This window comes from Micromonospora sp. NPDC005194, from assembly GCF_040608335.1.
Lineage (GTDB): Bacteria > Actinomycetota > Actinomycetes > Mycobacteriales > Micromonosporaceae > Micromonospora.
This window is the reverse complement of record NZ_JBEXIA010000009.1, coordinates 40,136-61,594: the sequence shown is the minus strand read 5'-3', so window position 1 is coordinate 61,594 and position 21,459 is coordinate 40,136. Positions and strand designations below refer to the sequence as shown.

21 protein-coding genes are annotated in these 21,459 nt (G+C 70.3%); 9 read left to right on the top strand and 12 right to left on the bottom strand.

All coding sequences use genetic code 11. From position 1 onward, the window contains the following. Positions 1–5: 5 nt before the first annotated feature. From ABZU53_RS10155 to ABZU53_RS10145, 3 genes are read right to left on the bottom strand one after another with little or no spacing between them, the layout of a single operon-like run. The gene (locus ABZU53_RS10155; protein WP_355065137.1) at positions 6–578 is read right to left on the bottom strand and encodes a GNAT family protein; all 573 of its coding nucleotides are present in this window, start codon (positions 576–578) and stop codon (positions 6–8) included. A 59-nt stretch (positions 579–637) separates the two neighbouring features. After that, positions 638–1,078 carry a hypothetical protein gene (locus ABZU53_RS10150; protein ID WP_354856055.1) on the bottom strand — a complete coding sequence of 147 codons (441 nt, stop codon included), beginning with the start codon at positions 1,076–1,078 and terminating at the stop codon, positions 638–640. Positions 1,079–1,111: 33 nt separating this feature from the next. Further along, entirely contained in the window at positions 1,112–2,350 is a 1,239-nt protein-coding gene (locus ABZU53_RS10145; protein WP_355065135.1) for a hypothetical protein, read from the bottom strand. A 170-nt stretch (positions 2,351–2,520) separates the two neighbouring features. On the opposite strand from ABZU53_RS10145, the gene ABZU53_RS10140 reads away from it, so the two are divergent. After that, the gene (locus ABZU53_RS10140; RefSeq protein WP_355065133.1) at positions 2,521–4,080 is read left to right on the top strand and encodes an NAD(P)/FAD-dependent oxidoreductase; all 1,560 of its coding nucleotides are present in this window, start codon (positions 2,521–2,523) and stop codon (positions 4,078–4,080) included. Between the two features lie 31 nt (positions 4,081–4,111). Here ABZU53_RS10140 and ABZU53_RS10135 read toward each other — a convergent pair whose 3' ends face one another. From ABZU53_RS10135 to ABZU53_RS10125, 3 genes are all read right to left on the bottom strand, one after another. Continuing rightward, positions 4,112–4,537: a hypothetical protein gene (locus ABZU53_RS10135; protein ID WP_354856058.1), complete on the bottom strand. Its 426-nt coding sequence runs from the start codon at positions 4,535–4,537 to the stop codon at positions 4,112–4,114. A gap of 177 nt (positions 4,538–4,714) precedes the next feature. Continuing rightward, on the bottom strand, positions 4,715–5,167 hold the full coding sequence (locus ABZU53_RS10130; RefSeq protein ID WP_355065131.1) for a hypothetical protein: 453 nt from the start codon (positions 5,165–5,167) through the stop codon (positions 4,715–4,717). A 62-nt stretch (positions 5,168–5,229) separates the two neighbouring features. Beyond that, positions 5,230–5,658, bottom strand: coding sequence for a hypothetical protein (locus ABZU53_RS10125; protein ID WP_355065129.1), 429 nt, complete (start codon positions 5,656–5,658; stop codon positions 5,230–5,232). Between the two features lie 148 nt (positions 5,659–5,806). Here ABZU53_RS10125 and ABZU53_RS10120 point away from each other — a divergent pair, with 148 nt between their 5' ends. Beyond that, a complete protein-coding gene (locus tag ABZU53_RS10120; RefSeq protein WP_355065127.1) occupies positions 5,807–6,094 on the top strand; it encodes a hypothetical protein in 288 nt (95 codons plus the stop codon). Between the two features lie 88 nt (positions 6,095–6,182). Here the strand turns inward: ABZU53_RS10120 and ABZU53_RS10115 are convergent, their stop codons facing one another. From ABZU53_RS10115 to ABZU53_RS10100, 4 genes are all read right to left on the bottom strand, one after another. Beyond that, the gene (locus ABZU53_RS10115; protein WP_355065125.1) at positions 6,183–7,406 is read right to left on the bottom strand and encodes a cellulose binding domain-containing protein; all 1,224 of its coding nucleotides are present in this window, start codon (positions 7,404–7,406) and stop codon (positions 6,183–6,185) included. 35 nt (positions 7,407–7,441) lie between these two features. Then, positions 7,442–8,857: a cellulose binding domain-containing protein gene (locus ABZU53_RS10110; RefSeq protein WP_355065123.1), complete on the bottom strand. Its 1,416-nt coding sequence runs from the start codon at positions 8,855–8,857 to the stop codon at positions 7,442–7,444. Then, positions 8,854–9,834, bottom strand: coding sequence for a pectinesterase family protein (locus ABZU53_RS10105; RefSeq protein WP_355065121.1), 981 nt, complete (start codon positions 9,832–9,834; stop codon positions 8,854–8,856). The genes ABZU53_RS10110 and ABZU53_RS10105 overlap by 4 nt, the downstream gene beginning before the upstream one ends. Before the next feature lie 206 nt (positions 9,835–10,040). Further along, a complete protein-coding gene (locus tag ABZU53_RS10100) occupies positions 10,041–11,288 on the bottom strand; it encodes an MFS transporter (protein ID WP_355065119.1) in 1,248 nt (415 codons plus the stop codon). 123 nt (positions 11,289–11,411) lie between these two features. Between ABZU53_RS10100 and ABZU53_RS10095 the strand changes: the two genes are divergently transcribed. The 5 genes from ABZU53_RS10095 to ABZU53_RS10075 all read left to right on the top strand — a co-directional run bounded on the left by ABZU53_RS10095 (position 11,412) and on the right by ABZU53_RS10075 (position 15,562). Next, positions 11,412–11,657 (top strand): LysR family transcriptional regulator, encoded by a 246-nt coding sequence (locus tag ABZU53_RS10095; protein ID WP_355065117.1) that lies wholly within the window; start codon positions 11,412–11,414, stop codon positions 11,655–11,657. 191 nt (positions 11,658–11,848) lie between these two features. After that, positions 11,849–12,235 (top strand): YciI family protein, encoded by a 387-nt coding sequence (locus tag ABZU53_RS10090; protein ID WP_355065115.1) that lies wholly within the window; start codon positions 11,849–11,851, stop codon positions 12,233–12,235. Then, complete coding sequence (locus ABZU53_RS10085) at positions 12,235–13,479, top strand: sigma-70 family RNA polymerase sigma factor (protein ID WP_355065113.1); 1,245 nt, start codon at positions 12,235–12,237, stop codon at positions 13,477–13,479. The genes ABZU53_RS10090 and ABZU53_RS10085 overlap by 1 nt, the downstream gene beginning before the upstream one ends. A gap of 192 nt (positions 13,480–13,671) precedes the next feature. Next, the gene (locus ABZU53_RS10080) at positions 13,672–14,907 is read left to right on the top strand and encodes a cellulose binding domain-containing protein (RefSeq protein WP_355065111.1); all 1,236 of its coding nucleotides are present in this window, start codon (positions 13,672–13,674) and stop codon (positions 14,905–14,907) included. 121 nt (positions 14,908–15,028) lie between these two features. Then, positions 15,029–15,562: a hypothetical protein gene (locus ABZU53_RS10075; RefSeq protein WP_355065109.1), complete on the top strand. Its 534-nt coding sequence runs from the start codon at positions 15,029–15,031 to the stop codon at positions 15,560–15,562. Positions 15,563–15,634: 72 nt separating this feature from the next. On the opposite strand, the gene ABZU53_RS10070 is transcribed toward ABZU53_RS10075, so the two are convergent. Then, positions 15,635–16,117 (bottom strand): hypothetical protein, encoded by a 483-nt coding sequence (locus ABZU53_RS10070; protein WP_355065107.1) that lies wholly within the window; start codon positions 16,115–16,117, stop codon positions 15,635–15,637. A gap of 120 nt (positions 16,118–16,237) precedes the next feature. Between ABZU53_RS10070 and ABZU53_RS10065 the strand changes: the two genes are divergently transcribed. Next, a complete protein-coding gene (locus tag ABZU53_RS10065; RefSeq protein ID WP_355065105.1) occupies positions 16,238–17,164 on the top strand; it encodes a maleylpyruvate isomerase N-terminal domain-containing protein in 927 nt (308 codons plus the stop codon). Between the two features lie 30 nt (positions 17,165–17,194). Here the strand turns inward: ABZU53_RS10065 and ABZU53_RS10060 are convergent, their stop codons facing one another. Then, positions 17,195–17,542: a hypothetical protein gene (locus ABZU53_RS10060; protein ID WP_354856073.1), complete on the bottom strand. Its 348-nt coding sequence runs from the start codon at positions 17,540–17,542 to the stop codon at positions 17,195–17,197. Between the two features lie 346 nt (positions 17,543–17,888). On the opposite strand from ABZU53_RS10060, the gene ABZU53_RS10055 reads away from it, so the two are divergent. Then, a complete protein-coding gene (locus ABZU53_RS10055; RefSeq protein ID WP_355065103.1) occupies positions 17,889–21,353 on the top strand; it encodes a ThuA domain-containing protein in 3,465 nt (1,154 codons plus the stop codon). Positions 21,354–21,459: the final 106 nt, after the last annotated feature.

Below are 21,459 nucleotides of genomic sequence, written 5' to 3'. Positions count from 1 at the left end.
CGTCGTCAGTGGACGGTGGGCGGTGACGGTGTGGGCCGGGCCAGCCACTCGTCGGCCAGCACCGACCAGACCTCCAGGTCGATGCGCCCGCGCGGGCTCGGGTAGAGCTGGCGCAGGGTGCCGTCGTGGCGCAGGCCGAGCCGGCGGGCCAGGGCGATGCTGCGGGTGTTGGCCGCGTTGGTGCGCCACTCCACCCGCTGGATGCCGCGCTCGCGGACCGCCCAGTCGACGATCCGGCGGACGGCGGGGGCCATCATGCCCCGGCCCTGCGCCGCCGGTTCCAGCCAGCAGCCGACCTCGCAGACGCCGAGCGTGACGTCGAACGAGACGAACATGACCCCGCCGACCAGGGTGCCGCGCCACCACAGCCCCCAGATGCCGCCGCTGTCGCTGGCCCAGCGGTCGGCGTAGCGCTGCAACACCGCGCGGGCCGACGGCAGGTCGGTGGCGACGAAGGACGGCGACACCCAGGGGCGGATGTGCTCGCGCGACCGGTCGAGGTTGGCGAGGAACTCCTCGGCCCGCCAGGGTTCCAGCGGGCGCAGCTCGACCTCGTCGGTCAGCGGCAGGGCGAACACCGGACCTCCCCCGAAGTTGGCGACGACGGGTAGCAGCTTTGCACAAGCCGGCTGAATCCTCAGACCGGCAGGTGCGTCCGCAGGGCGGCGAACTGGGCCACGGTCAGGTACGAGGGGTTGGCCGCCTGCGGCTGGCGGAACACCTCCAGGGCGGCGAGCCGGTCGTCGGCGCGCAACGCCTGCCGGGGCACCCGGTCCCGCTCGGGGAGGATGGGCAGCTCCAGGGGCACCGACCAGGGTCGCCCCGGTGGCGCGGGCTCGGCCACCCCGGTGACCCGTCCGATGCCCCACACCCCGTACGGCAGGCGAGCGCGGCTGCCGCTGGCCCAGAACACCACCGGCTGCCCGGCGCGCATCAACCGGGCCCGGTAGCCAGGGCGTACGCACCAGTTCGTCACCAGCGGCTCGCGGGCGAACCGGGCGGTGAGGTCGACGGCGTCCGCGTTGCCCTTGATCAGCCAGGCGCCGAGATCGTCGAGGCGCACCCGTGGCTCGGTCATCGCCTCATCCTGCCCCGACCGGCGGCCACCCAATCAGATGATCATATGGGTCCAGTAGGTGAGCCAGAGCACGAACAGCGCACCCTGCACCACGGCGAGGGCCGCCGTCAGCCACACGTCGACACCGGCGCGACGGGCCCAGCGGGCCAGCACCAGGGCCACCGGGAACGCGGCCAGCAGGTAGCGCAGCAGGCTCTTGTAGACCGGCGGGCCCATCGACAGCGGCACCAGCACCATGAGCACGCCGTAGACCAGATACGGCAGCTCCCGGCGACGGAACCCGGCGACCAGCACGGCCAGCACGGCCATGGCGAAGAGGACCCGTCCGGCGTCGCGCGGCTCTCCGGCCAGAGCGTCCACCACCACCGGCAGCGGGTTCTGCACCCTGATCCCCCAGCCGACCTGTTGGGCGTGCTGGTAGGCGAACCAGTCCCCGCCGCGCCACCGGCAGAACGCCATGAAGGTGAACCATCCGGCGGGCAGCAGCAGCAACGGCCAGCCGATCCGCAGGTACCCGAGCAGGGCGCGGGGGCCGAGCCGCCAGTCGTGCTGGCGCAGCAGCACCAGCGCCAGCGGCAACGCGACGAGCAGCCCGACCGACCGGCTCATCGCCAGGAAGTAGCCGAGCACGCCGACCACCAGCCACCGACGTCGCTCGGCGTAGTAGAACGCGGCCAGCGCGAGGCACACGAACAGCGACTCGGTCAGCGCGGCCTGGAACAGGAAGGCCGTCGGCAGCAGCACCAGGTAGCGGGTGAACCGACGGGCCGCGTCCGCGTCGCCGAGCAGCAGCTCGGCCAGCCGGTAGCCGTACGCGAGGGCCCCCAGGAACGCGACGTTGCTGATCAGCAGCAGGGCCAGCGCGTTGTCGCCGCCGAGCAGCGCGCCGACCGGCCGGGCGAGGAAGGGGTAGAGCAGCGGGAAGCCGAAGTCCCCCCACGGCCGCCCGGTCAGCGGCAGCTCGCTCAGCCGCAGGTAGAGCAGCGCGTCCCAGGCGAACCAGAAGGAGATCCACCGGTGGCCGGAGACCTCCCGCTGCTGCGCCCACATCATCGCCTCGTCCGGCGGCGGCGCGCCCGGAATGCCGTCCCAGGCGTGCAGGACCAGCAGGCCGAGCAGGGTCAGCAGCAGCTTCGCGCCGATAAAGAGCCCGATGAGGTACGGCCAGGGCGCCGGCACGCGGCGGGCCAGCCGCGCGCCCGCTCCGGCCGCCCCGGCCAGCCGGGCCGCCCACGCCGTCGCGTGCCGCCGGCCGCTTCGCCACCGGTGCATCCGCCCCGCTCCCCCGGTCCGCCGACCCACCCGCCGCGTGGGGGTGCCGCCCCTTTCGTTGTACGCCCCGATGCGCCCCGCCGGAGCGAAACGACCACGACCAGCAGGTGACATCCCAGGCATAACGGGTACGCGCCGCGCCTCAACCATCGGCAGGGAGTACGAGCGGCATGAGCGAGCAGCACGGCACGGTGGTCATCGGCGCGGGACCGGCGGGGCTCACAGCGGCATACGAGTTGCTCCGGCACGGGCGGCCGGTCCGGGTCTTCGAGGCCGACGAGGTGGTCGGCGGGATCAGCCGGACCGTGGAGCGCGACGGGTGGCGCTTCGACATCGGCGGGCACCGGTTCTTCACCAAGGTGCCCCGGGTGGAGGCGTTCTGGCACGAGATCCTGCCCGACGAGGACTTCCTGACCCGGCCCCGGATGAGCCGGATCTTCTACCGGGGCGCCCTGTTCAACTACCCGCTGAGCGCGACGAACGCGCTGCGCAACCTGGGGCTGCCGGAGGCGGTGCGCTGCCTGGGCTCGTACGCCCGGGCCCGCCTGCGCCCGCCGAAGGACCAGTCGCACTTCGAGGGCTGGGTGTCGGCCCGGTTCGGCTGGCGGCTGTACTCGATCTTCTTCAAGACGTACACCGAGAAGGTCTGGGGCATGCCGGCGGACCGTTTGCAGGCCGACTGGGCCGCGCAGCGGATCAAGAACCTGTCGCTGGCCACGGCGATCCGCAACGCGGTGCTGCCCCGGCGCCGCCGCACCGACGTGACCAGCCTGATCGAGGAGTTCCAGTACCCGAAGTACGGGCCGGGGATGATGTGGGAGCGCTGCGCCGAGGAGGTACGCCAGCGCGGCGGGGAGGTGTCGACCGGCACCTGGGTGACCGCCGTGCACCGCGACCCGAAACGACGGCGGGCGATAAGTGTGACGCTCAACGGCGCCGGCGGGCAGCGCACCGAGCCGGCCGACGACGTGATCTCGTCGATGCCGATCTCGGAGCTGGTCGCCGCGCTACGCCCGCCGGCGCCCCCGGAGGTGTTGGCCTGCGCCGCCGACCTGCGCTACCGCGACTTCCTGACGGTCGCCCTCGTGGTGCCGGCCGAGTTCTCGTTCCCCGACAACTGGATCTACGTGCACGACCCGGCGGTACGGGTGGGCCGGATCCAGAACTTCGGCTCCTGGTCGCCCTACCTCGTGAAGGACGGGCGCACCTGCCTGGGCCTGGAGTACTTCGTCTTCGAGGACGACGAGATGTGGCGTACCCCGGATGCCGACCTCGTGGCCCTGGCCACCGCGGAGCTGGAGCGGTTGGGGTTGGTCCGCCCCGGTGTCGTGGAGGCCGGTCACGTGGTGCGGATGCCCAAGGCATACCCGGTGTACGACGAGCGCTACCAGCACAACGTGGACGTGATCCGGGCCTGGCTGGCCGAGGCCGTACCGAACGTGCACCCGGTGGGGCGCAACGGCATGCACCGCTACAACAACCAGGACCACTCGATGCTCACCGCGATGCTGACCGTCGAGAACATCGCCACCGGCGCCACGCACGACGTCTGGTCGGTCAACGTGGAGCAGGACTACCACGAGCAGTCGACCGGCGGCGGCGGTCGGCGGGGCACGGGCCGCGACGCGCCGGTGCTGCCCAGCCGGATCATCACCGCCCCGATCACCGCTTCCGAGGGCACCCGCGCGGCCGGCGACGGCGGCAGACCCGCGCAGGCGCCGCTGGTCTGACGGACCGGGGCTCGTTACGGCAACGCCGGCGTCAGATCGGGCCGCTGGTGTAGATCTCCGTGCTGCTCTCGTTGCCGATGAACGGGTTGTTGACCGCCCACAGCAGACCCTCGTCGTACTCCGGCACGTCGAAGTTGCACATGACCCAGCCGGCGTCCGCGCCGCTGCTGTTGAAGCACTGCCGGCTCCAGTCCGGTCCCTGGATCGTGCCGGCGGCGGACGCGCCGTTCGCCTTGGTGTCCTTCACCCAGACCCGATCCCCGTACGCGGCGAAGCACGCCTTGGCGCCGGTGGTCGACACGCACCACACGTCGACACCGTTGGCCGCCGGCGGCGCACCGCTCGGCGTGCCCGTCGCCGCCGACGCCGCCGAGGCGGTGCCGACCAGGACGAGGGCCACGGTCGCCGGCACCATGATCAGAGCACCGGCCAGCCGCGTACTCGGCTTCCTACGCATTCGCGTCAACTCCCCCAGCATTCACCATGATCGTCATTTCGGACCTGGACGGTAACAGCCGGGCTGTCGCCGAACGAAGCCGATGTGGACGGCGACTCGTCATGGGCCTGCCACCGATCTTCCCAGCGTTGCAGTCGTCACGACGACAGGCTCAGGGCACCGAGGTCGATGCGCCTGTCAGCGGTTGAAGTGGGCTCCGTCAGGCCCAACGCCGAGTTGCGTGAGCCATCGGCGAATGACTGAGAAGTCCGCGTCGGTCAGGCCCCTGTACGGGTCAACGCGGTGCAGAAGCGCCGGCGCCGGATGATGAGCCTCGACCCATCGCCGGTCGGCATCGGTCGTCTCGTCGTCTATCCAGACGAACGGGCGGCCGGCCGCCCACTGTGTCAGGAACACCGTCTTCCAGTGCAGACGGGGCGCAGGATCCTCGTCGTCGTCCGGCCAGTCGATGACCGGCAGGGCCGGAAGACCAAGCCGTGGCGAGACCACCTCGATCGCCTCGACCATCCACGTCGTAGCCCAGACCAATTGGCACGTCAGGGCCAGCAGCCGACGACCGTCATCCGGATCAAGTCGATCGAGCAGCGGGTTACCGGCACCCTCATTCGGCTGCCAGGCCGCACTGTCCACTACCAGCAGAGCTGAGGGCCGAAGGGGCTCCACCACGGGTCGGTGGCAGGTCCGCGTTCGGTTCAGAACCACGTCCACGGGCGGATCGCCCTCCACACACGTCCGCGCATCCGTGCGCGCCTCGGATGGAGGAAGACCTCGATGTCCTCCAGCGCGTTGGCGGCGGTACCGGTGACGTGTGGCAGCGCCCGGGCTCGGCGCAGAGCGGCGACCACCCGGCGTTCATCCAGTTGACGGTGGACCCTCGCGAGATGCCCCAGGCACGTCGCGGCGAGCGCACTGACCTGGCGATCGTCGTGTTCGAGCAACCGAAGGTGCAGTTCCTGCAGCTCTCTCCAGTCCCCGTCGCCGTACAGGGCGGTGCCGACCATGGCGTCCAGCGCGGCCGACAGGTCGCCGCGGTCGAGCGCGGCGCGTACCTCATCCGGTGTCGATGGCGGCGGGTTGTGGAAGACATGATGCTCGTGACGCACCGGCGCATCGTCCCTCATCCCGCGCTGGGGCGCGTGGCCCGAGTCGTCGCGCTCGGTCGGCGGCGCAGGACTCCGCCAACGATCGAGGTGCTGCGGGATCGCGGCACGGCAGTCGCCGTGAGTTGATTACGTGGAGTCGGCAGCAGACCCGGTGAAGGAGTTACCCGTGGCACTTGGCAGCGAGCAACGTCGTGGAGAACGCAAGCCGCGCGTCGAAGGGCTGTTCGCCGGTGGGCAGATTGAAGCCGCGCTCGACCTCCTGCACCTGATGGACATGGCGTGGCACGACTGCTACGGCCCCGAGGAACTGGAGGTTCCGCCTTCCGTGCTCGACGATGTCCTGTTGCTGGCAGGAGGTGACCTCGCCGTCCTGATCACGGTTGCTCGCGAGGCAGTTGTCGACTTCCGTGACGTCCGGATCGCTGCCGACGCAAGACGTACGAAGAGCAGCTAGCGGCTAGCGGCTAGCGGCGCACGCCTCCAGCAGCCTGGCTCCTGTCGTCTGCGAGCGCGACCGGGTCACACCGCCAAAGGGGTGGCTGTCACTTCAGGTGGGCGGCGAGCGGGATGTTCTGCGCCCGGAGGGCGGTGGCGATCAGGCCGGCGATCTGTCTGGCGCCGGCCGCCTCGAAGTGGGTGTGGTCGTTGCAGAAGAACGCGCCGACCGCGCCCGTCGAGTAGTCGCCGTTGTTCGGGCACAGCCTGAGCGTGTTGTAGAGCGCCACGCTCTTGGCGTGCAGGTCGATGACCGGTACGCCGTTGGCGGCGGCCGCAGCCGTCGTCTCGGCGACGAAACCGCGATTGCCGACGGCGGAGCCGCCGCTGCAGGTGATTGCCGCGACCGGGGTGACGAAGATTGGCTTCACCCCTCTGGCTTTGGCAGCCGTCGCCATGACGCCGAGCAGTTCCTTGAAGCGATTGGTGCCAACGTGTCGCGGGCAGGCCGAGTCACCGTCGTTGATGCCGAACTGGATGATCAGATAGTCACCGTTCTTGAAGCCGCTGCCGGTGTCCAGCATCGCCGACCACCGCGCGCTGTAAGCAGTCGAGCTGAGCGTGCACTCGCCGGCCGAGTTCTTGGTGGAGGTCACATTGCCCTCGTAGAGCCACGTCTGGATGCTGCGACCGCCGACGGCACTGTTCTGCACGGTGACGTTCGACGTGAAGTAGGACGCGAACTGGCTGCCCCAGCCGATCGGACAGGAACTGGCGTTCATCATCGTGGAATCGCCGGCCATCCACACCTTGATCGGCGCGGGTGCCGATGACGTGGAAGGGGTCGCCTGCGGTGTGCTCGGCTCGGGGCAGGGCGTTGGCCCCGGCGTGGGCGTCTGCGCGGTGGGGGTCGCTGCCGGTGGGCCGGCACAGGTGATGCCGTTGAACGAGAACGACGACGGCACCGGGTTGCTGCCGCTCCACGAGCCGGTGAAGCCGAAGTTGACCGATGCGCCGGAGCCGACGGCACCGTTGTAGCTCACGTTGGTGGCGGTCGCCGCCGTGCCGGTGACCGTGACGGCGGCGTTCCACGCCTGCGTCACGCCCTGCCCGGGGGCGAGACTCCACCCCACGGCCCAGCTGGTCACCGCGTCACCGAGGTTGGTGACGACGACATCGGCCCCGAACCCGCCGGTCCACTCGCTGGTGACCCGATAGGCGACACCGCACGCCGGGGTGGCAGCCTGGGCGGTGGCGATGCCGAGCCCGCCGGCCACGACGGTCAGGACCGTTGCTGCCAGGACCACGAGACGCCATCGACGAACCGTCATCGGGTCACTCCTGCCTTGATCGGAGACGCTCGCCATCACGTGGCGGCGGCGCACGGGGAGCCGTTGAGGGCGAAACCGGTCGCTCCGCCGAGCGGGCTGTCGGTGACGAATCCGAAGCTGACCGAACCGGCGGCCGGGATCACCGCGTTCCAGGAGGCGTTCACCGCCGTGGCCGCAGCGCCGGACTGCGTGACGGTGGAATTCCAGGACTGCGTGATCCGCTGACTGCCTGGCAGGGACCAGGTCAGTGTCCAACCGTTGACCGGGACGGTGGAGGTGTTGCTGAGCGTCACGTCGAACTGGGCGCCCGTACCCCAGTCACCGGTCTTGCGGTAGGTGACCGCGCAGGCCCCCGCAGGAGCGGTCGGCGCAGGGGTGGTCGGCGCAGTCGTGGGGGGCGGGGTCGTCGGGTCCGGGGTCGTGGTCAGTCGTGCGCTGAGGACCGGGGCCAGCCTGTCGGTGATGGCCTGATGGCCCGCGTCGTTCGGGTGCACCGAGTCGCTCAGGCCGCCGGACGGCAGCCAGCCGGTGGTGTCCACGTAGAATACGTTGGCGTCACCCGCGGCGTTGCGTGCCCGCACCGCCGCCTCCGTCTCCGTCGCATAACGACCGATGAACGTCCGCATCGCGAAGAGCTTGGCGTTCGGGAACCTGGCCCGGATCCTCGTGAGGAAGGTGGTGTACGTCGCCTGGAAGGCCGCGGCGCTCACGCCATGGCTCTTGTCGTTGGTCCCCAGGTTGATCACCACGCCGTCGGCCGTGTAGCGGGAGAAGTCCCACGGGTCGGTGCCGGCCTGGCCACCGGACGACATCCAGTAGCGTGTCTCCTGCGCCCAGCATCCATCGGTCGTCTCGGCCAGACACATGCCACCGATCGCGATCTGGGTGTGGTCGTAGCCGAGCCTCTCACCGACCTTGAAGCCGTAGTCGGTCACGGCAAGCTGACTGCTCGTGGCCCCTGCGGTGATCGAGTCACCGACGAACTCGACCAGCTTGGGGCGGGCCGGTGGCGCGAATGTGCCCGCGCCCGACTCCAGGATCAGCCCCTGGAAGACCGCGTCACCCGTGTAGGAGCCGGCCACCTGCCGGTAACTGACGATCAACGTGTGGTTGCCGGCCGCCAGCGCGGTCGGCGTCAGGTTGATCGTGCCGGAGCCCGTGAAGGACGTGAACGCCCTACCGTCGATGCTGGCCCACAGCTGGATGGTGTTGCGCTGCCGGAGCTTCACCGTTCTGCCGGTGAACCCGACCCGCAGGTACGCGCCGGCCCAGTAGGGCACGTAGGCCGAGGCGTTCGTCTTGTTCCACCGGCCGACGAAGCTGATGTTCGAGTCGGCCGGTGTGCCGTCACCGACCGCAGCCTCGGCGCTGAGGACCGGCAGACCTGCGGCGAGCACCACGGCGGCGACTGCGATGAGGGCCGCGGTCCGCAGGGAACGAATCTTCGTCATCGGATGGGGTTCCAGCCGTCGTTACCCGCCAGGTAGGCGGTGGGTGTGTACTGGGTGGCGGTGGAGGCGCTCATCTGGGGCCGGTCGGCGTTGATGACGGCGCCAGCCCCGGTGCTGCTGTACTCGGCGAACCGGGCGGTCCGCCATGAGAAGCCGGACATGTCGGTCCAGGGGTCGGTGCGGATGTGTGCGCCCATCGCCACGCCCCGGTAGAGGACCTGACCGCGGGCGTTGGCGTCGCCGCTGGGGTGCCAGGGCCGGCCCAGATAGACGGTTCTGGCGGGAGCGTTGCTGGTCAGGGTGGTTCCCCAGAACAGGAAGCCGAACTTGTTGTTGATGTCGGTGGCCGCCGCGGTGATGTAGCCGTTGTTCGACGACGAGCCCCGGGTGAGCGAGTGCACGGTGCCGTTCTGGAAGACCATGGTGCCCCGCCCGAAGATGAAGTCGACGTCACCCTCCACGTAGGAGTTTCGGACGTAGAGACGCCGGACCGAGCTGACACTGGGTGCGTTGACCAGCAGGGTGTCCTGGTTGCCGAGGATGCGGACGTTGTCGAACTGCACCCGGTCGCCGGAGGTGTTGACGGCGACGGCCTGCTCGGCGTCGAGGGTGTTGGCGGCCTCGTTGAAGTCGTTCGACATGGTCAGATTGCTGATCGTGGTGTCGTTGGCGTTGACGAAGACCGAGGCACTGCCGGACGTGCCGTACGTGCCGCCACCGGGCTTGGTCTGGCCGGCCGCGTGCCCTTCGACGATCAGCACCTGGGCGGCGGAGTTGCCGGCGCCGGCCAACGTGAGGTGGGGCTTGTTGGCGGGAATGGTGACCACGCCCCGGTAGGTGCCGGGTTTGATGGTGATGGTGACCGGAGCGCCGTTGTTCGCCGCGACACTGTCGATCGCCGCCTGCACGGTCGTGTAGTTGCCGCTGCCGTCGGCGGCCACGGTGATGGTCGCGGACGCGGACGCGGCAGAAGCCATCGAGACTGCGGCGGCGAGAGCGCACACCGTCACCACCGCCACCGAGCGCACGCGAAGAACCCTGCCGGACGTGGTCATAAGCGTTCTCCGATCCCACCGGGCCGCTGCCGAAGATGATGTCGACCGGCAGACGACGACGTTAAGTGAACGTTAACATTGATGAGCGAGAATATAAAGGTGGCGGACACGGAGGGTGCGCCACCCGTTCATCCGACCTGAACGTCTCTCCCGGACGCGGCGGGCTCGGTGGCCACCGACGGTGTCCGCCTGGGCAGCAGGAGCGGGGTGGCGAGCAGGAGAACGCCGGAGATGGTGATCGCCGCGAGAGGGCTGGTGAGGGTCGCGAGGACGCCCCAGATCACCACCAGGGCCGCCTGGACGAGTCTGCTGACGGCACTCCACGTGCTGAGGACGCGGGCGGTGTGGCCGAGCGGGGTGCGGTGCAGTCGTTCGGTCGCGTAGATCGGGTTGAAGACGCCCATGCAGGTGATCAGCAGGCCCTCGACGACGATCACGGTGACCAGTCCGGGGATGCCCGGCTGGACGAACGCGAGACCGAGTGGGAAGACCGAGCGCAGCCACCCGGACACGATCATGACGCGGTGCCGGCCGTGGCGGGCCACGAGGCGCGCGGACAGGCGGGCGCCCACCAGGCCGCCGAGCGCCGGGACGCCGAAGGCGAGGCCGTACTGCCAGGCCGGGAGGTGGTACTCGCCCAGCAGGAGGACAGCCAGGAGCGGCGCGGTGGCCATGATCAGGCCGCCGACCAGGGTGGAGTTGAGGAACAGCCCTCGCAGGGCACGATCGTGCAGGATGAACCGCCAGCCGACCAGAAGATCGACGCCGTGCAGCCGGCCGGCACGGTCCTGGGGCGACGCGACGTCGCCGCCGCGAATGCGCAGGACCGCGAGCGCCGACAGCAGGTAGCTGAGGGCGTCGGCCGCGACACTGACGACCGGGCCGAGCAGCCCGACGAGCGCGCCACCGAGGGGCGGGCCCACCGCCGTCGCCGCCCAGCTCGTGGCCTCGAACCGCCCGTTCGCCACCAGCAGGTGATCGCCCTGGACGAGATACTTGAGGTACGCGCCGGACGCGGCGGCGAAGGCGATGCTCGCGGTCCCGGAGAGGACCGAGACGACCAGCAACTGGCCGTAGGACAGCAGACCGAAGGCGTACGCGAGCGGGACACTCGCCATGGCCACGAACCGGAGCAGGTCCATGGCGACCAGCACCGGACGCTTCGCCCGGCGCTCGACCCACGGCCCGAGCGAGAACGCCACGACCGCCGCGACGGCCGGTCCGGCCGCCGCCAGGATCGACACGGCGAACGCCGGCGAGTGCAGGACGCGAACCGCGATCAGCGGGAACGCGCCGAAGGCGATCCACGTGCCGTACGTGCTGACGGCGTACGCCGACCACAGCCAACCGAAACTGGACCCCAACCGCGCGCCCATCCGCCCCCCTCGTGACAACCGACGTTCGGGTCCGGGCAGCACACCAACGCCACCGACGTCGGCGCAAACAACCAACGTCCGGGCGTGTCACAACCAACGGTTGTACGAGTGGATGATGGTCCGGTGGATACCGAGGCAGTGCGATCGTTCGTCCGGGCGGCCGAGTTCGGGCAGTTGCAGCACGCGGCCGAGGAGCTGGGCGTGACGCAGCAGGCCGTGTCGAAGCGGATCGCGGCCCTTGAGCGCGCCCTCGACGTCCGGCTGTTCACCCGTACTCCCCGAGGGGTCGAGCTGACGCTCGACGGCCAGGCATTCCTCCCGCACGCCCGGGGCATCGTGGCCGGGGTGGACCGCGCCCTCGGAAGCTGATGGCCGCGAGCCCGCAGCACCCCGCCGGCCGACCGCACTCGCCGCGGTCGCGCCCTAGCAGGATGAACGGATGTCGAGGGCGACCGGACTGCGACGAGGGTTTCTTTTGGGGGCCGCGTCGATCCACCGGCCGTTCGTTCGACGTGTGGGGTGAGGGCCGAGGGGCGGCCCCGCCGGACGAGGAGAACGCGATGTCGAAGTACATGCTGATCATGCGAGGCACCGACGAGTCGAACGCCGCCATGATGGCCTCGATCGACGAGGCGATGGTCGCGACCCGCACGTTCATCGAGGAGATGGTCAAGGCCGGTGTCCTCCTCGCGGCCGAGGGGCTGGACGATCCGGCCCAGGGCGTCGTGGTCGACTTCGGCGGCGAGGCCCCGGTGGTCACGGACGGGCCGTACGGCGAGACCAAGGAACTGTTCGGTGGCTACTTCCTGCTCGATGTCGCCTCGAAGGAGGAGGCGGTGGAGTGGGCCAGGAGGTTCCCCGCGGTCCGCGGCTCCAAGATCGAGGTCCGGCGGGTGGCCGAGGCCGACGAGGTCCCGACGGACAGCGCGAGCAACGGCCACCTCTGATGGGTACGGCCGACGTCGAGGCCGTCTGGCGGATCGAGTCGGCGCGGATCGTCGCCGCGCTGACCCGATTCACCGGCGATTTCGAGCTGGCCGAGGACGCCGCCCAGGAGGCGGTGGCCGAGGCGCTGGTGTCATGGCGGCGTGCCGCCCCGGTCAATCCGGCCGGTTGGCTGATGGCCACGGCCCGACGGCGGGCCATCGACGCGATCCGCCGCCGAAGCGCGCTCCAGCAGCGGTACGCCCTGCTGGCGGTCGACGCGGCGGCCTGCTTCGTTGACGAGGACATCGACCCCGACCGGATCGACGACGACGTGCTGGCGCTGATGTTCGTCAGCTGCCACCCGGTGCTCTCCCCCGAGGCCCGGGTGGCGCTGACCCTGCGCGTGGTCGGCGGCCTGTCCAGCGAGGAGATCGCCCGCGCGTTCCTCGTGTCCGTGCCGACCGTGCAGGCCCGCATCACCCGCGCCAAGAAGACGATCGCGGCGGCCCGGGTGCCGTTCGAGCTGCCGCCGGCCGCCGAGCGCCGGGAACGGCTCGGCGGCGTGCTCAGCGTCCTGTACGTGATCTTCACCGAGGGGTCGACGGCCACGTCGGGCGACCGGTTGCTGCGCCCCGACGTCGCGTACGAGGCGATCCGGCTGGCCCGTACGCTGGCCGCGCTGCAACCGGACGAGCCGGAGGTGCACGGCCTTCTCGCGTTGTGCGAGCTGACGGCCGCACGCTTCCCGGCCCGGACCGGCCCGGACGGCTCGCCGGTCCTGCTGGAGGACCAGGACCGGCGGCGGTGGGACGTCTCCGCGATCCGTCGCGGGCTGACCGCGCTGTCCAGGGCGTCGGCTCGCGGGCTCGGCCCCTACGGCCTGCAGGCCGCGATCGCCGCCACCCACGCGTCGGCGCCCTCCGTCGAGGCGACCGACTGGGAGCGGATCGTCGTGCTCTACGAAGCGCTCGGCCGGGTCGCCCCCTCACCGGTGGTCGACCTCAACCGGGCCGTCGCCGTGGCCATGGCCTCGGGCCCGGCGCACGCCCTGGCCATCGTGGACGAGCTGATCGCCGCGAACCGGCTCCCCGGATCGCACCTGGTCCCGACCGTACGCGGGGAGCTGCTGGCCCGGCTCGGACGGCGGGCGGAAGCGCGCGCCGAGCTGGAGCTGGCCGCCCGGCTGTGCGCCAACCAGCGTGAACGCTCGGTGCTGCTGCGCAAGGCGTCGGAGTCAGCGAGCCCGGGACCGACCATAGATTGACACTTTTCGTTACGGCAGTGATAGTAACTGCATACCGCTCCCATCGGATCGCCTGTGGGGACCCCGCCGGGTGGTCGACGCGTTCGCCTCGACCTGGCCCGTGGCCTGCGCTGACCGCTGCGGTCGCAGCGTGAACGAACAGCCGCCACCGCCGCCGCCGGGAGCCCACCGTGACATCCGTTGGAGGGGTGCATGAGAAGGAGATCGAAGATCTACGCGGGGCTGGTGACCGTCATCGTCCCGGTTGCCTCGGTGATCATGATGCTCGGCGCGACACCGGCCGATGCCGCCGTCGGCGGTTCCGGGCCCTATCCCGCCGACTACGAGACGTCGGCCAGCCTGGCCAACCACACCATCTTCCGGCCCCAGACCCTCCCGTCCGAACGCCTCCCCATCTTCGTCTGGGGCAACGGCGGGTGCTCGGCCAACGGCCTCTCCCAGGGCAACTTCCTGCGCGAGATCGCCTCCCACGGTTTCCTCGCCATCGCCAACGGAGCCCCGAACGGGTCCGGCTCCACCACCTCCCAGATGCTCACCCAGTCCATCGACTGGGCCGTGGCGGAGAACTCCCGGCAGGGCAGCAAATACTTCAACAAGCTCGACACCACCAAGGTCGCCGTCGCGGGCTTCTCCTGCGGAGGGCTGGAGGCGTACGCGGTCTCGGCCGACCCGCGCGTCACCACGACCGGGATCTTCAGCAGCGGCCTGCTGAACGACGCCGACGACTACCAGCTCAGGAGGCTGACCAAGCCGATCGCCTACTTCATCGGCGGGCCCAGCGACATCGCCTACCCCAACGCCATGGACGACTGGGGCAAGCTGCCGCCCGGGCTGCCCGCCTTCATGGGCAATCTCAACGTCGGTCACGGCGGCACCTACGACCAGGCCAACGGCGGCGAGTTCGGCCGCGTCGCGGTGCTCTACCTCAAGTGGCGCCTCAAGGGTGACACCACCGCTGGCGCCAACTTCGTCGGCCCCGACTGCGGCCTGTGCCGCAGCCAGTGGACCGTCCAGCAGAAGAACCTGACGCTCGACGGCGGCACGCCGCCCACCACGCCGCCACCCACGACACCTCCGCCCACGACGCCCCCGCCCAGCACACCTCCGCCGACCACGCCGCCGCCCACCGGCACCCCGGCCTGCACCGCCGTCTACTCAGTCCAGGACCAGTGGAACGGCGGATTCGTCGCCACCGTGACCGTCACCGCGGGGACGTCCGCGCTCACCGGCTGGCGGGTCACCCTCGCCCTGCCGAGCGGAGCTTCGGTCAGCTCGGTGTGGAACGGCGTCGCCAGCGGTACCAGCGGCACCATCACCGTCGCCAACCAGAGCTACAACGGACGACTGGCGGCGGGTCAGACCACCAGTTTCGGGTTCCAGGGCACCGGCAACGGCAGCGGCACCACCGCCACCTGCACCGGAAGCTGACGTAGGCCAGCTCTGCGGGTCGGCGCCGGGGGCGCCGGCCCGCAGAGCCGTTGTGCGCCCTTCCACTGCTGGCCGTGCGCACCCGGTCAGAGCGCACCGGTCGGCATGCAAGACTGCCGCGGTGCCCTGGGAAGCTGCGATGCCGCCTCGCCCGCCCTCGAACCCCGTCGCGCTGATACCGGTCGACCGGTCGCACCGGGCGGTGCTCGGCAATCTGGGTCAGTTGTATCGCCATGACCTGTCAGAGGCGTACGGTCACGTCCCCAACGACGATGGCACGTTCAACGACCGGCCACTCGACCGGTTTCTCGCCGGCGTCGACCCCCAGCGCCGGGCATGGTTGATTACCGCGGCCGGCCGTACGGCAGGGTTCGTGATGACCACGCCGACCGAGGACGGCGGCAGGTCCGTCACCAGTTTCTTCGTCGTCCGCGCGCTGCGTCGCACAGGCGTCGGCCGTACCGCTGCCGTTCAGGTCATCGCACTGTGCCCCGGAAAGTGGAGTATCGGCTTCCAGCGTTACAACACCGGCGTCGAAGCGTTCTGGTCGCGGGTGGCAGAACAGGTCGTCGGGGACGCGTGGGAGGTCCACGACGGTCCGACTGCCGAAACGCGGCCCCCCGACACCTTCATCACCTTCACCACCTCCGGCTGACAGGATCGTCGCGGCCGGCGGGAGCTGCTCCCCGGCGGGTCATCGGCGGAGCGCGGCCGGTCGCGGCAACGGTCAGACCTGTCGCCACACCTGGAAGGTCTGCTGAACTCGCCACGTTCCGTCGGGCTGCTGTGCCTCGTTGCGCCAGCGGAACTCGTCGGCGCCGATGTCGGAGAAGGTCCACCGCAAATCACCGCCGTCGAGCACGATCTGCTCGCCGACGCGGGCCGCCCGGAAGGTGTGCGTCCGCTGCCGGCCCGGCCCCACCCAGGTCGAGCGCCAGATTCCCGGCCCTGCCGTAGGATCGGGGAATCGCACGCTGACGCCGTGTTCGACGCCGGGCAGGATCCAGACATCGGTGGTCGCCCGACCGCCCAACGCGTACCCGAAGTGCCACTCGCCCCGGCGGACGGACGAGGACCCGTCGGGGTCGTACTCGGTGCAGTCCAGCGCCCAGGAGCCCGTGAACTGTCCGAACAGGCTGAGGTCGACGCCATCGGCGGGGCCGTCCGCGAGGAAGGCGGCACCGACGGCAAGGGATGAGTCGCGGAGCATGTCAGAACGATAGCCACACCACCGAAGCGGGTGAGGTAGCTCGTGACGGCGGCCCGGAACTGGCGAATGAGCGCACGTTCGGAGAAGTCCGGTGTGAGCGAATGCCCGATACTGCTGGACGTGAGTGAAACGGCAGGCCCGGACCGCTGGAATGTGGCGAACACGGCCCTGCGGGCGGCTGCCGACCGGTTCACCGAGATGGTGGCCGCCGCGCCGTCGCCCACGGTCCTGGTCACCGACGACTGGACCCTCGCCGACACCGTCGCGCACGTGGTGTCGATCGCGGTGCTTTACGTATCCCGAGTGGACGGCACGGAGGTCGGCATCCGGGTGCCGGGCCTGGAGGACATGCTCGCCGTCACGAACGTCGACACGGTGGCCGACGTCAACAGCCACGTGCTCGCCCACTTCACCGAGCGGGAGCCGGAAGTCCTGCTGCCGCAGTTGAACACCGCGATCGCCCGCCTCCTGGCCACGACCGCGGATCCGCGGTCGACGGTGAGTTGGCTGGGCAACGCGCGGGTGACGCTCGGCGGCCTGTTCGCCCATCTGACCAACGAGCTGCTCGTGCACGGCTGGGACATCGCGCGGGCGCTGCGCCGACCGTGGCCGATACCGGACGAACACGCCGCGCTCTACTGGGACCTGTTCATGTTCGACATGCTGCGCGACTCGTACGGGGTGCTGCTCAACACCGAGCTGCCGATGCCTCGCCACCACGTGTCGGTGCAGTTCCGATCGGCGTTCACGCCGACCACGACGCTGACGCTGGGCGACCGCAGGGTGTGGATCGCACCGCCCGACGCCCCGTTCGACGTGCGCGTGAGGTTCCAGCCCGCCCGGTTCAACCTGATGATGTTCGGCCGGATCAGCATCGCGCAGGCGATGCTGCGGCGCGACGTCGTCATCGGCGGGCCACGGCCGTGGCGGCTGCCCGCGTTCCTCCGGGTCGTCCACATGCCCAACGGTCGGCTCGCGCCGGCGGGAACGGAGAGCGCCGATCGACGACGGAGCGACCGGCCGAACGGCAGCGCTGGCGACCGGTGATCGTCGTACGCCGCGACGGCCGGCCAGCTGTCAGCTGGCCCGGTAGGTGAGGTAGCGGCCCTCCGGCCAGCTGTGGAAGTTGTTGAGCTCGGTTGCCGGACCGCTGCAGTCGGGGGTCCGGTAGCCGGGCACCGAACCGAAGCCACCGCTCCAGGTGAGCATCCAGGCCGCGTCGGCCGGGACCTGGTGGCAGATGCCGTCGGGTGTGGCCAGCCTGCCGGCCACTTCGGTCGGGTAGCTCGAGTAGAAGACCAGGCCCTGGTCCGGGCTCTGGAACGGTTCGCCGGCCACCGCGGGCGACCCCGGCAGCGTCACGGCCAGCGCGGCGATCAGGACGGCGGCGAAACCCGCCGCGGTCCGGTGGGCGAATGTGCGCATGAGCGTCCTTCCCGGAACGGCGTTGAAAGAGCGGACCGAAAGCTGACTCGGTCCAGAGTCAGAGTGACACGCATCGATGTCTCAGTCCATCCGGGACGCCTTTCGACACGGATCGCGGCAGACGCACGCGCTTGATCACGTCGGAGAGAAACCCTCCAGGTCCCGCCCGGCCAGCTCGACGTCGGCCAGGGAAGGTCGCGCGCCGCCGCGCGGGCGCGGTGTCCCGCTGCCGCGTCAGGAAACCGCTTACCCGAGGCTATTGACGGTCGTCACTGGCTGTCAGTACCGTGATGCGGGCAGCAAGAAAGCGCTTTCCGACCCTCACCGTCCGACAGGGAGCGCCCCCATGCCCAAACACCTGCGCGCGATCTGCCTCGCCCTGCTCACCGTCGCCACCGTGCTGAGCACCACCACCGCCCTGCCCGCCGAGGCCGCCCCGCGCTTCCGGGTGCTGGTCTTCTCGAAGATCACCAACTTCTACCACGACTCGATCCCGGCCGGCGTCGCCGCGATCCAGCAGCTCGGCGCCACTCACAACTTCGAGGTCGTCGCCACCACCGACGCGGGCGCCTTCACCGACGCCAACCTCGCCACCTTCGACGCCCTGGTCTTCAACAACACCAACTCCACCCCCGCCTCGGGTGACCTGCTCAACGCCAGCCAGCGCGCGGCGTTGCAGACGTTCATCCGCAACGGCGGCGGCTGGGCCGGCCTGCACGCCGCCTCGGCCAGCGAACGCGACTGGCCGTGGTACGAGGGCCTGGTCGGCACCATCTTCGACTACCACCCCGACTTCTCGGCCACCGGCGGCACGTACCCGGGCCGGGTCAAGGTCCTCGACCGCGCCCACCCCTCCACCCGCAACCTGCCGGAGCTGTGGGAGCAGAGCGAGGAGTGGTACAACTGGCGGACCAACCCGACCGGCAACGTGCACACCCTCGCGCAGATCAAGGTGCGCGACGGGATCAGCGGTCTGGACGAGGGCGTCGACCACGCGTACTCCTGGTGTCAGCGCTACGACGGCGGCCGGTCGTGGTTCACCGCCGGCGGGCACGCCAGCTCCCGGTTCAGCGAGCCGGCGTTCCTGGAGCATCTGCGCTACGGCATCGAGTGGGCCGCCGGCGCGGTCGCCGGCGACTGCTCCGCCACCAGGACCGGAAACTTCGAGCGGGTGGGCCTGGTCACCGAGAACCTCGCCGACCCCTTCGAGCTGGCCGTCGCCCCGGACCGGAAGGTCTACTACATCCAGCGCACCGGCGCGCTGAAGGTGGTCGACTCGAACACGCTCCAGGTCACCACGCTGCTGGACTTCGCCTACACCTCGGCGATGACCGACCAGTCCGACGGGCTGCTCGGGATGACCCTGGACCGCAACTTCGCCAGCAACGGCTGGGTCTACCTGCTCTGGTCCGACAAGACCCTCAAACAGCTCAACCTGTCCCGGTTCACGGTGGCGAACAACAGCGTCGCGCTGTCCTCGGAGAAGCGGCTGCTGACCGTTCCGACGTACCGCGGCGTGGGCCGGGCCAACTCGCACATGGGCGGCTCGCTGGCCATGGACGCGGCCGGTCGCCTGTACGCAGCGATCGGCGACAACACCGACCCGTTCGCCTCCAGCGGTTACACCCCCATCGACGAGCAGGCCGGCCGGGCCGCCTGGGACGCGCAGGGCACCGCCGGCAACACCAACGACCTGCGCGGCAAGATCCTGCGGATCACGCCGCAGGCCGACGGTACGTACACCGTGCCGAGCGGCAACCTCTTCCCGGCCGGCACGGCGAAGACCCGGCCGGAGATCTACGCGATGGGTATGCGCAACCCGTTCCGGATCACCATCGAGCCGCAGACGAACGCGGTGCTGGTCGGTGACTACGGCCCGGACGCCCGCGCGGCCGACCCCAACCGCGGTCCGGAGGGGACTGTCGAGTTCAACCGCATCACCGCCGCCGGCAACTACGGCTGGCCGTACTGCGTCGGCAACAACATCCCGTTCAACGACTACAACTTCGCCACCAGCACCTCCGGGGCGAAGTTCACCTGCGCGGCGCTGACGAACAACTCCCCCAACAACACCGGCCTGACCACCCTGCCGGCGGCGAAGTCGGCGCTGGTCTGGTACGCGTACTCCGCCTCCAGCCAGTTCCCGGAGGTGGGCACCGGGGGCGGCGGCCCGATGAGCGGGCCGGTCTACGACTACGACCCGGCCAACACCCGCACCACGAAGTTCCCGGAGTACTTCGACGGCAAGTGGATCACGTACGAGTTCACCCGCAAGTGGTTCAAGACGCTCTCGATCCACCGGACCGCGCAGACCTTCACCAACTCGCGCTTCGGTCCCACCGCGGTCGGCGACCTCCAGTCGATCAACGGAATCTTCGACAACATGAGCTGGATCCAGCCCTTCGAGGCGGAGTTCGGCCCGGACGGCTCGCTCTACGTCATCGACTTCGGCGAGGGCACCGGCAGCGGTCGTGGCGGCAGCAACGCCGGCGCCGGCATCTACCGGATCGACTACGTGGCCAACGGCCGACCGCCGACCGCGAAGATCGCCGCCACCCCGGACAGCGGACGCGCGCCGCTCGCGGTCAGCTTCTCCTCGGCCGGTACGGCGGCCGGTGACGGCTCGGCGCTCAGCTACGCCTGGGACTTCTCCAACGACGGCACCACCGACTCCACCGCCGCCAACCCGAGCTTCACCTACTCGACGGCCGGGAAGTTCACCGCCCGGCTGACCGTGCGCAACAGCGGCAACGGGTTGACCGCCAGCGCCGTCACCGACGTGGTGGTCGGCAACACCCGACCCACGGTGACCATCACCGTGCCCGACGGCGGGTTCTTCGACTTCGGCGACAAGATCCCCTACACGGTGATTGTCACCGACCCGGAGGACACCACCATCGACTGCGCCAAGGTGACCGTGCAGACCCAACTCGGCCACGACACGCACGCCCACCCGCTGGACGTCTACACCGGCTGCTCGGGACTGCTCGCGACCGAGGCGGACGCCGGTGACGGCCACGGGCCGGGGCAGAACCTCTACACCGTCGTCACCGCGCAGTACACCGACGGCGGCGCGGCCGGCGGCGTACCGGCGCTGACCGGCTCGACCCGGGCGCAGCTGCAACCCAAGAGCAAGGAGGCCGAGCACTTCAGCGCCCAGTCCGGCCTCACCGTGAACGACCGGACCACCGCCCGCGCCGGCAAGCGGCTCGGCGACGTCGACCACAACGACTGGGCGGCGTACGGGCCGGTGGACCTGCGCAACATCGGCTCGGTGACGCTCGGGGTGACCAACGGCGGGCTCGGCGGCGTCATCGAGCTGCGCACCGGCTCCCCCACCGGCACCCTGATCGGCTCGGCCACCATCGGCTCGACCGGCGGGTGGGACAACCTGGTCTCGCCCACCGTCACGCTGACCAACAAGCCCGCCGGCACCACAGTCCTGTACGCCAGGTTCGTCAACGCCGCACAGGTCGGCGGCACACCGGACCTGCTCTCGCTCGACTGGCTGCGGTTCAACGGGGCCGGCGTCAAGCAGGAACCGGGCGGGACGCTGTCGCTCGCGGCCAACCCGGCCAGCGGCACCGCGCCGCTGACCACCACGCTGACCGCCACCGCGACGGCACCGTCGGGGCAGAGCATCACCGACTACGCGTGGGACTTCGGCGACAACAGCGCCGTCACGCACGGCGCGACCCTGCGGTCGACGAGTCACAGCTACACGCGCAAGGGGACCTTCACCGCCCGGGTGACGGTCACCTACACCAGCGGGGAGACCCGCTCGCTCAACCTCACCGTCACTGCCACCTGATCGGGAGTCGGGGGTGGACGGGCCAAACCCCCGTCCGCCCCGCCGAGACGGGCCCGCGGAGCCGCTGACGGCGCAGATCTTGGACAGTTTCCGTTCGGCCCGAACG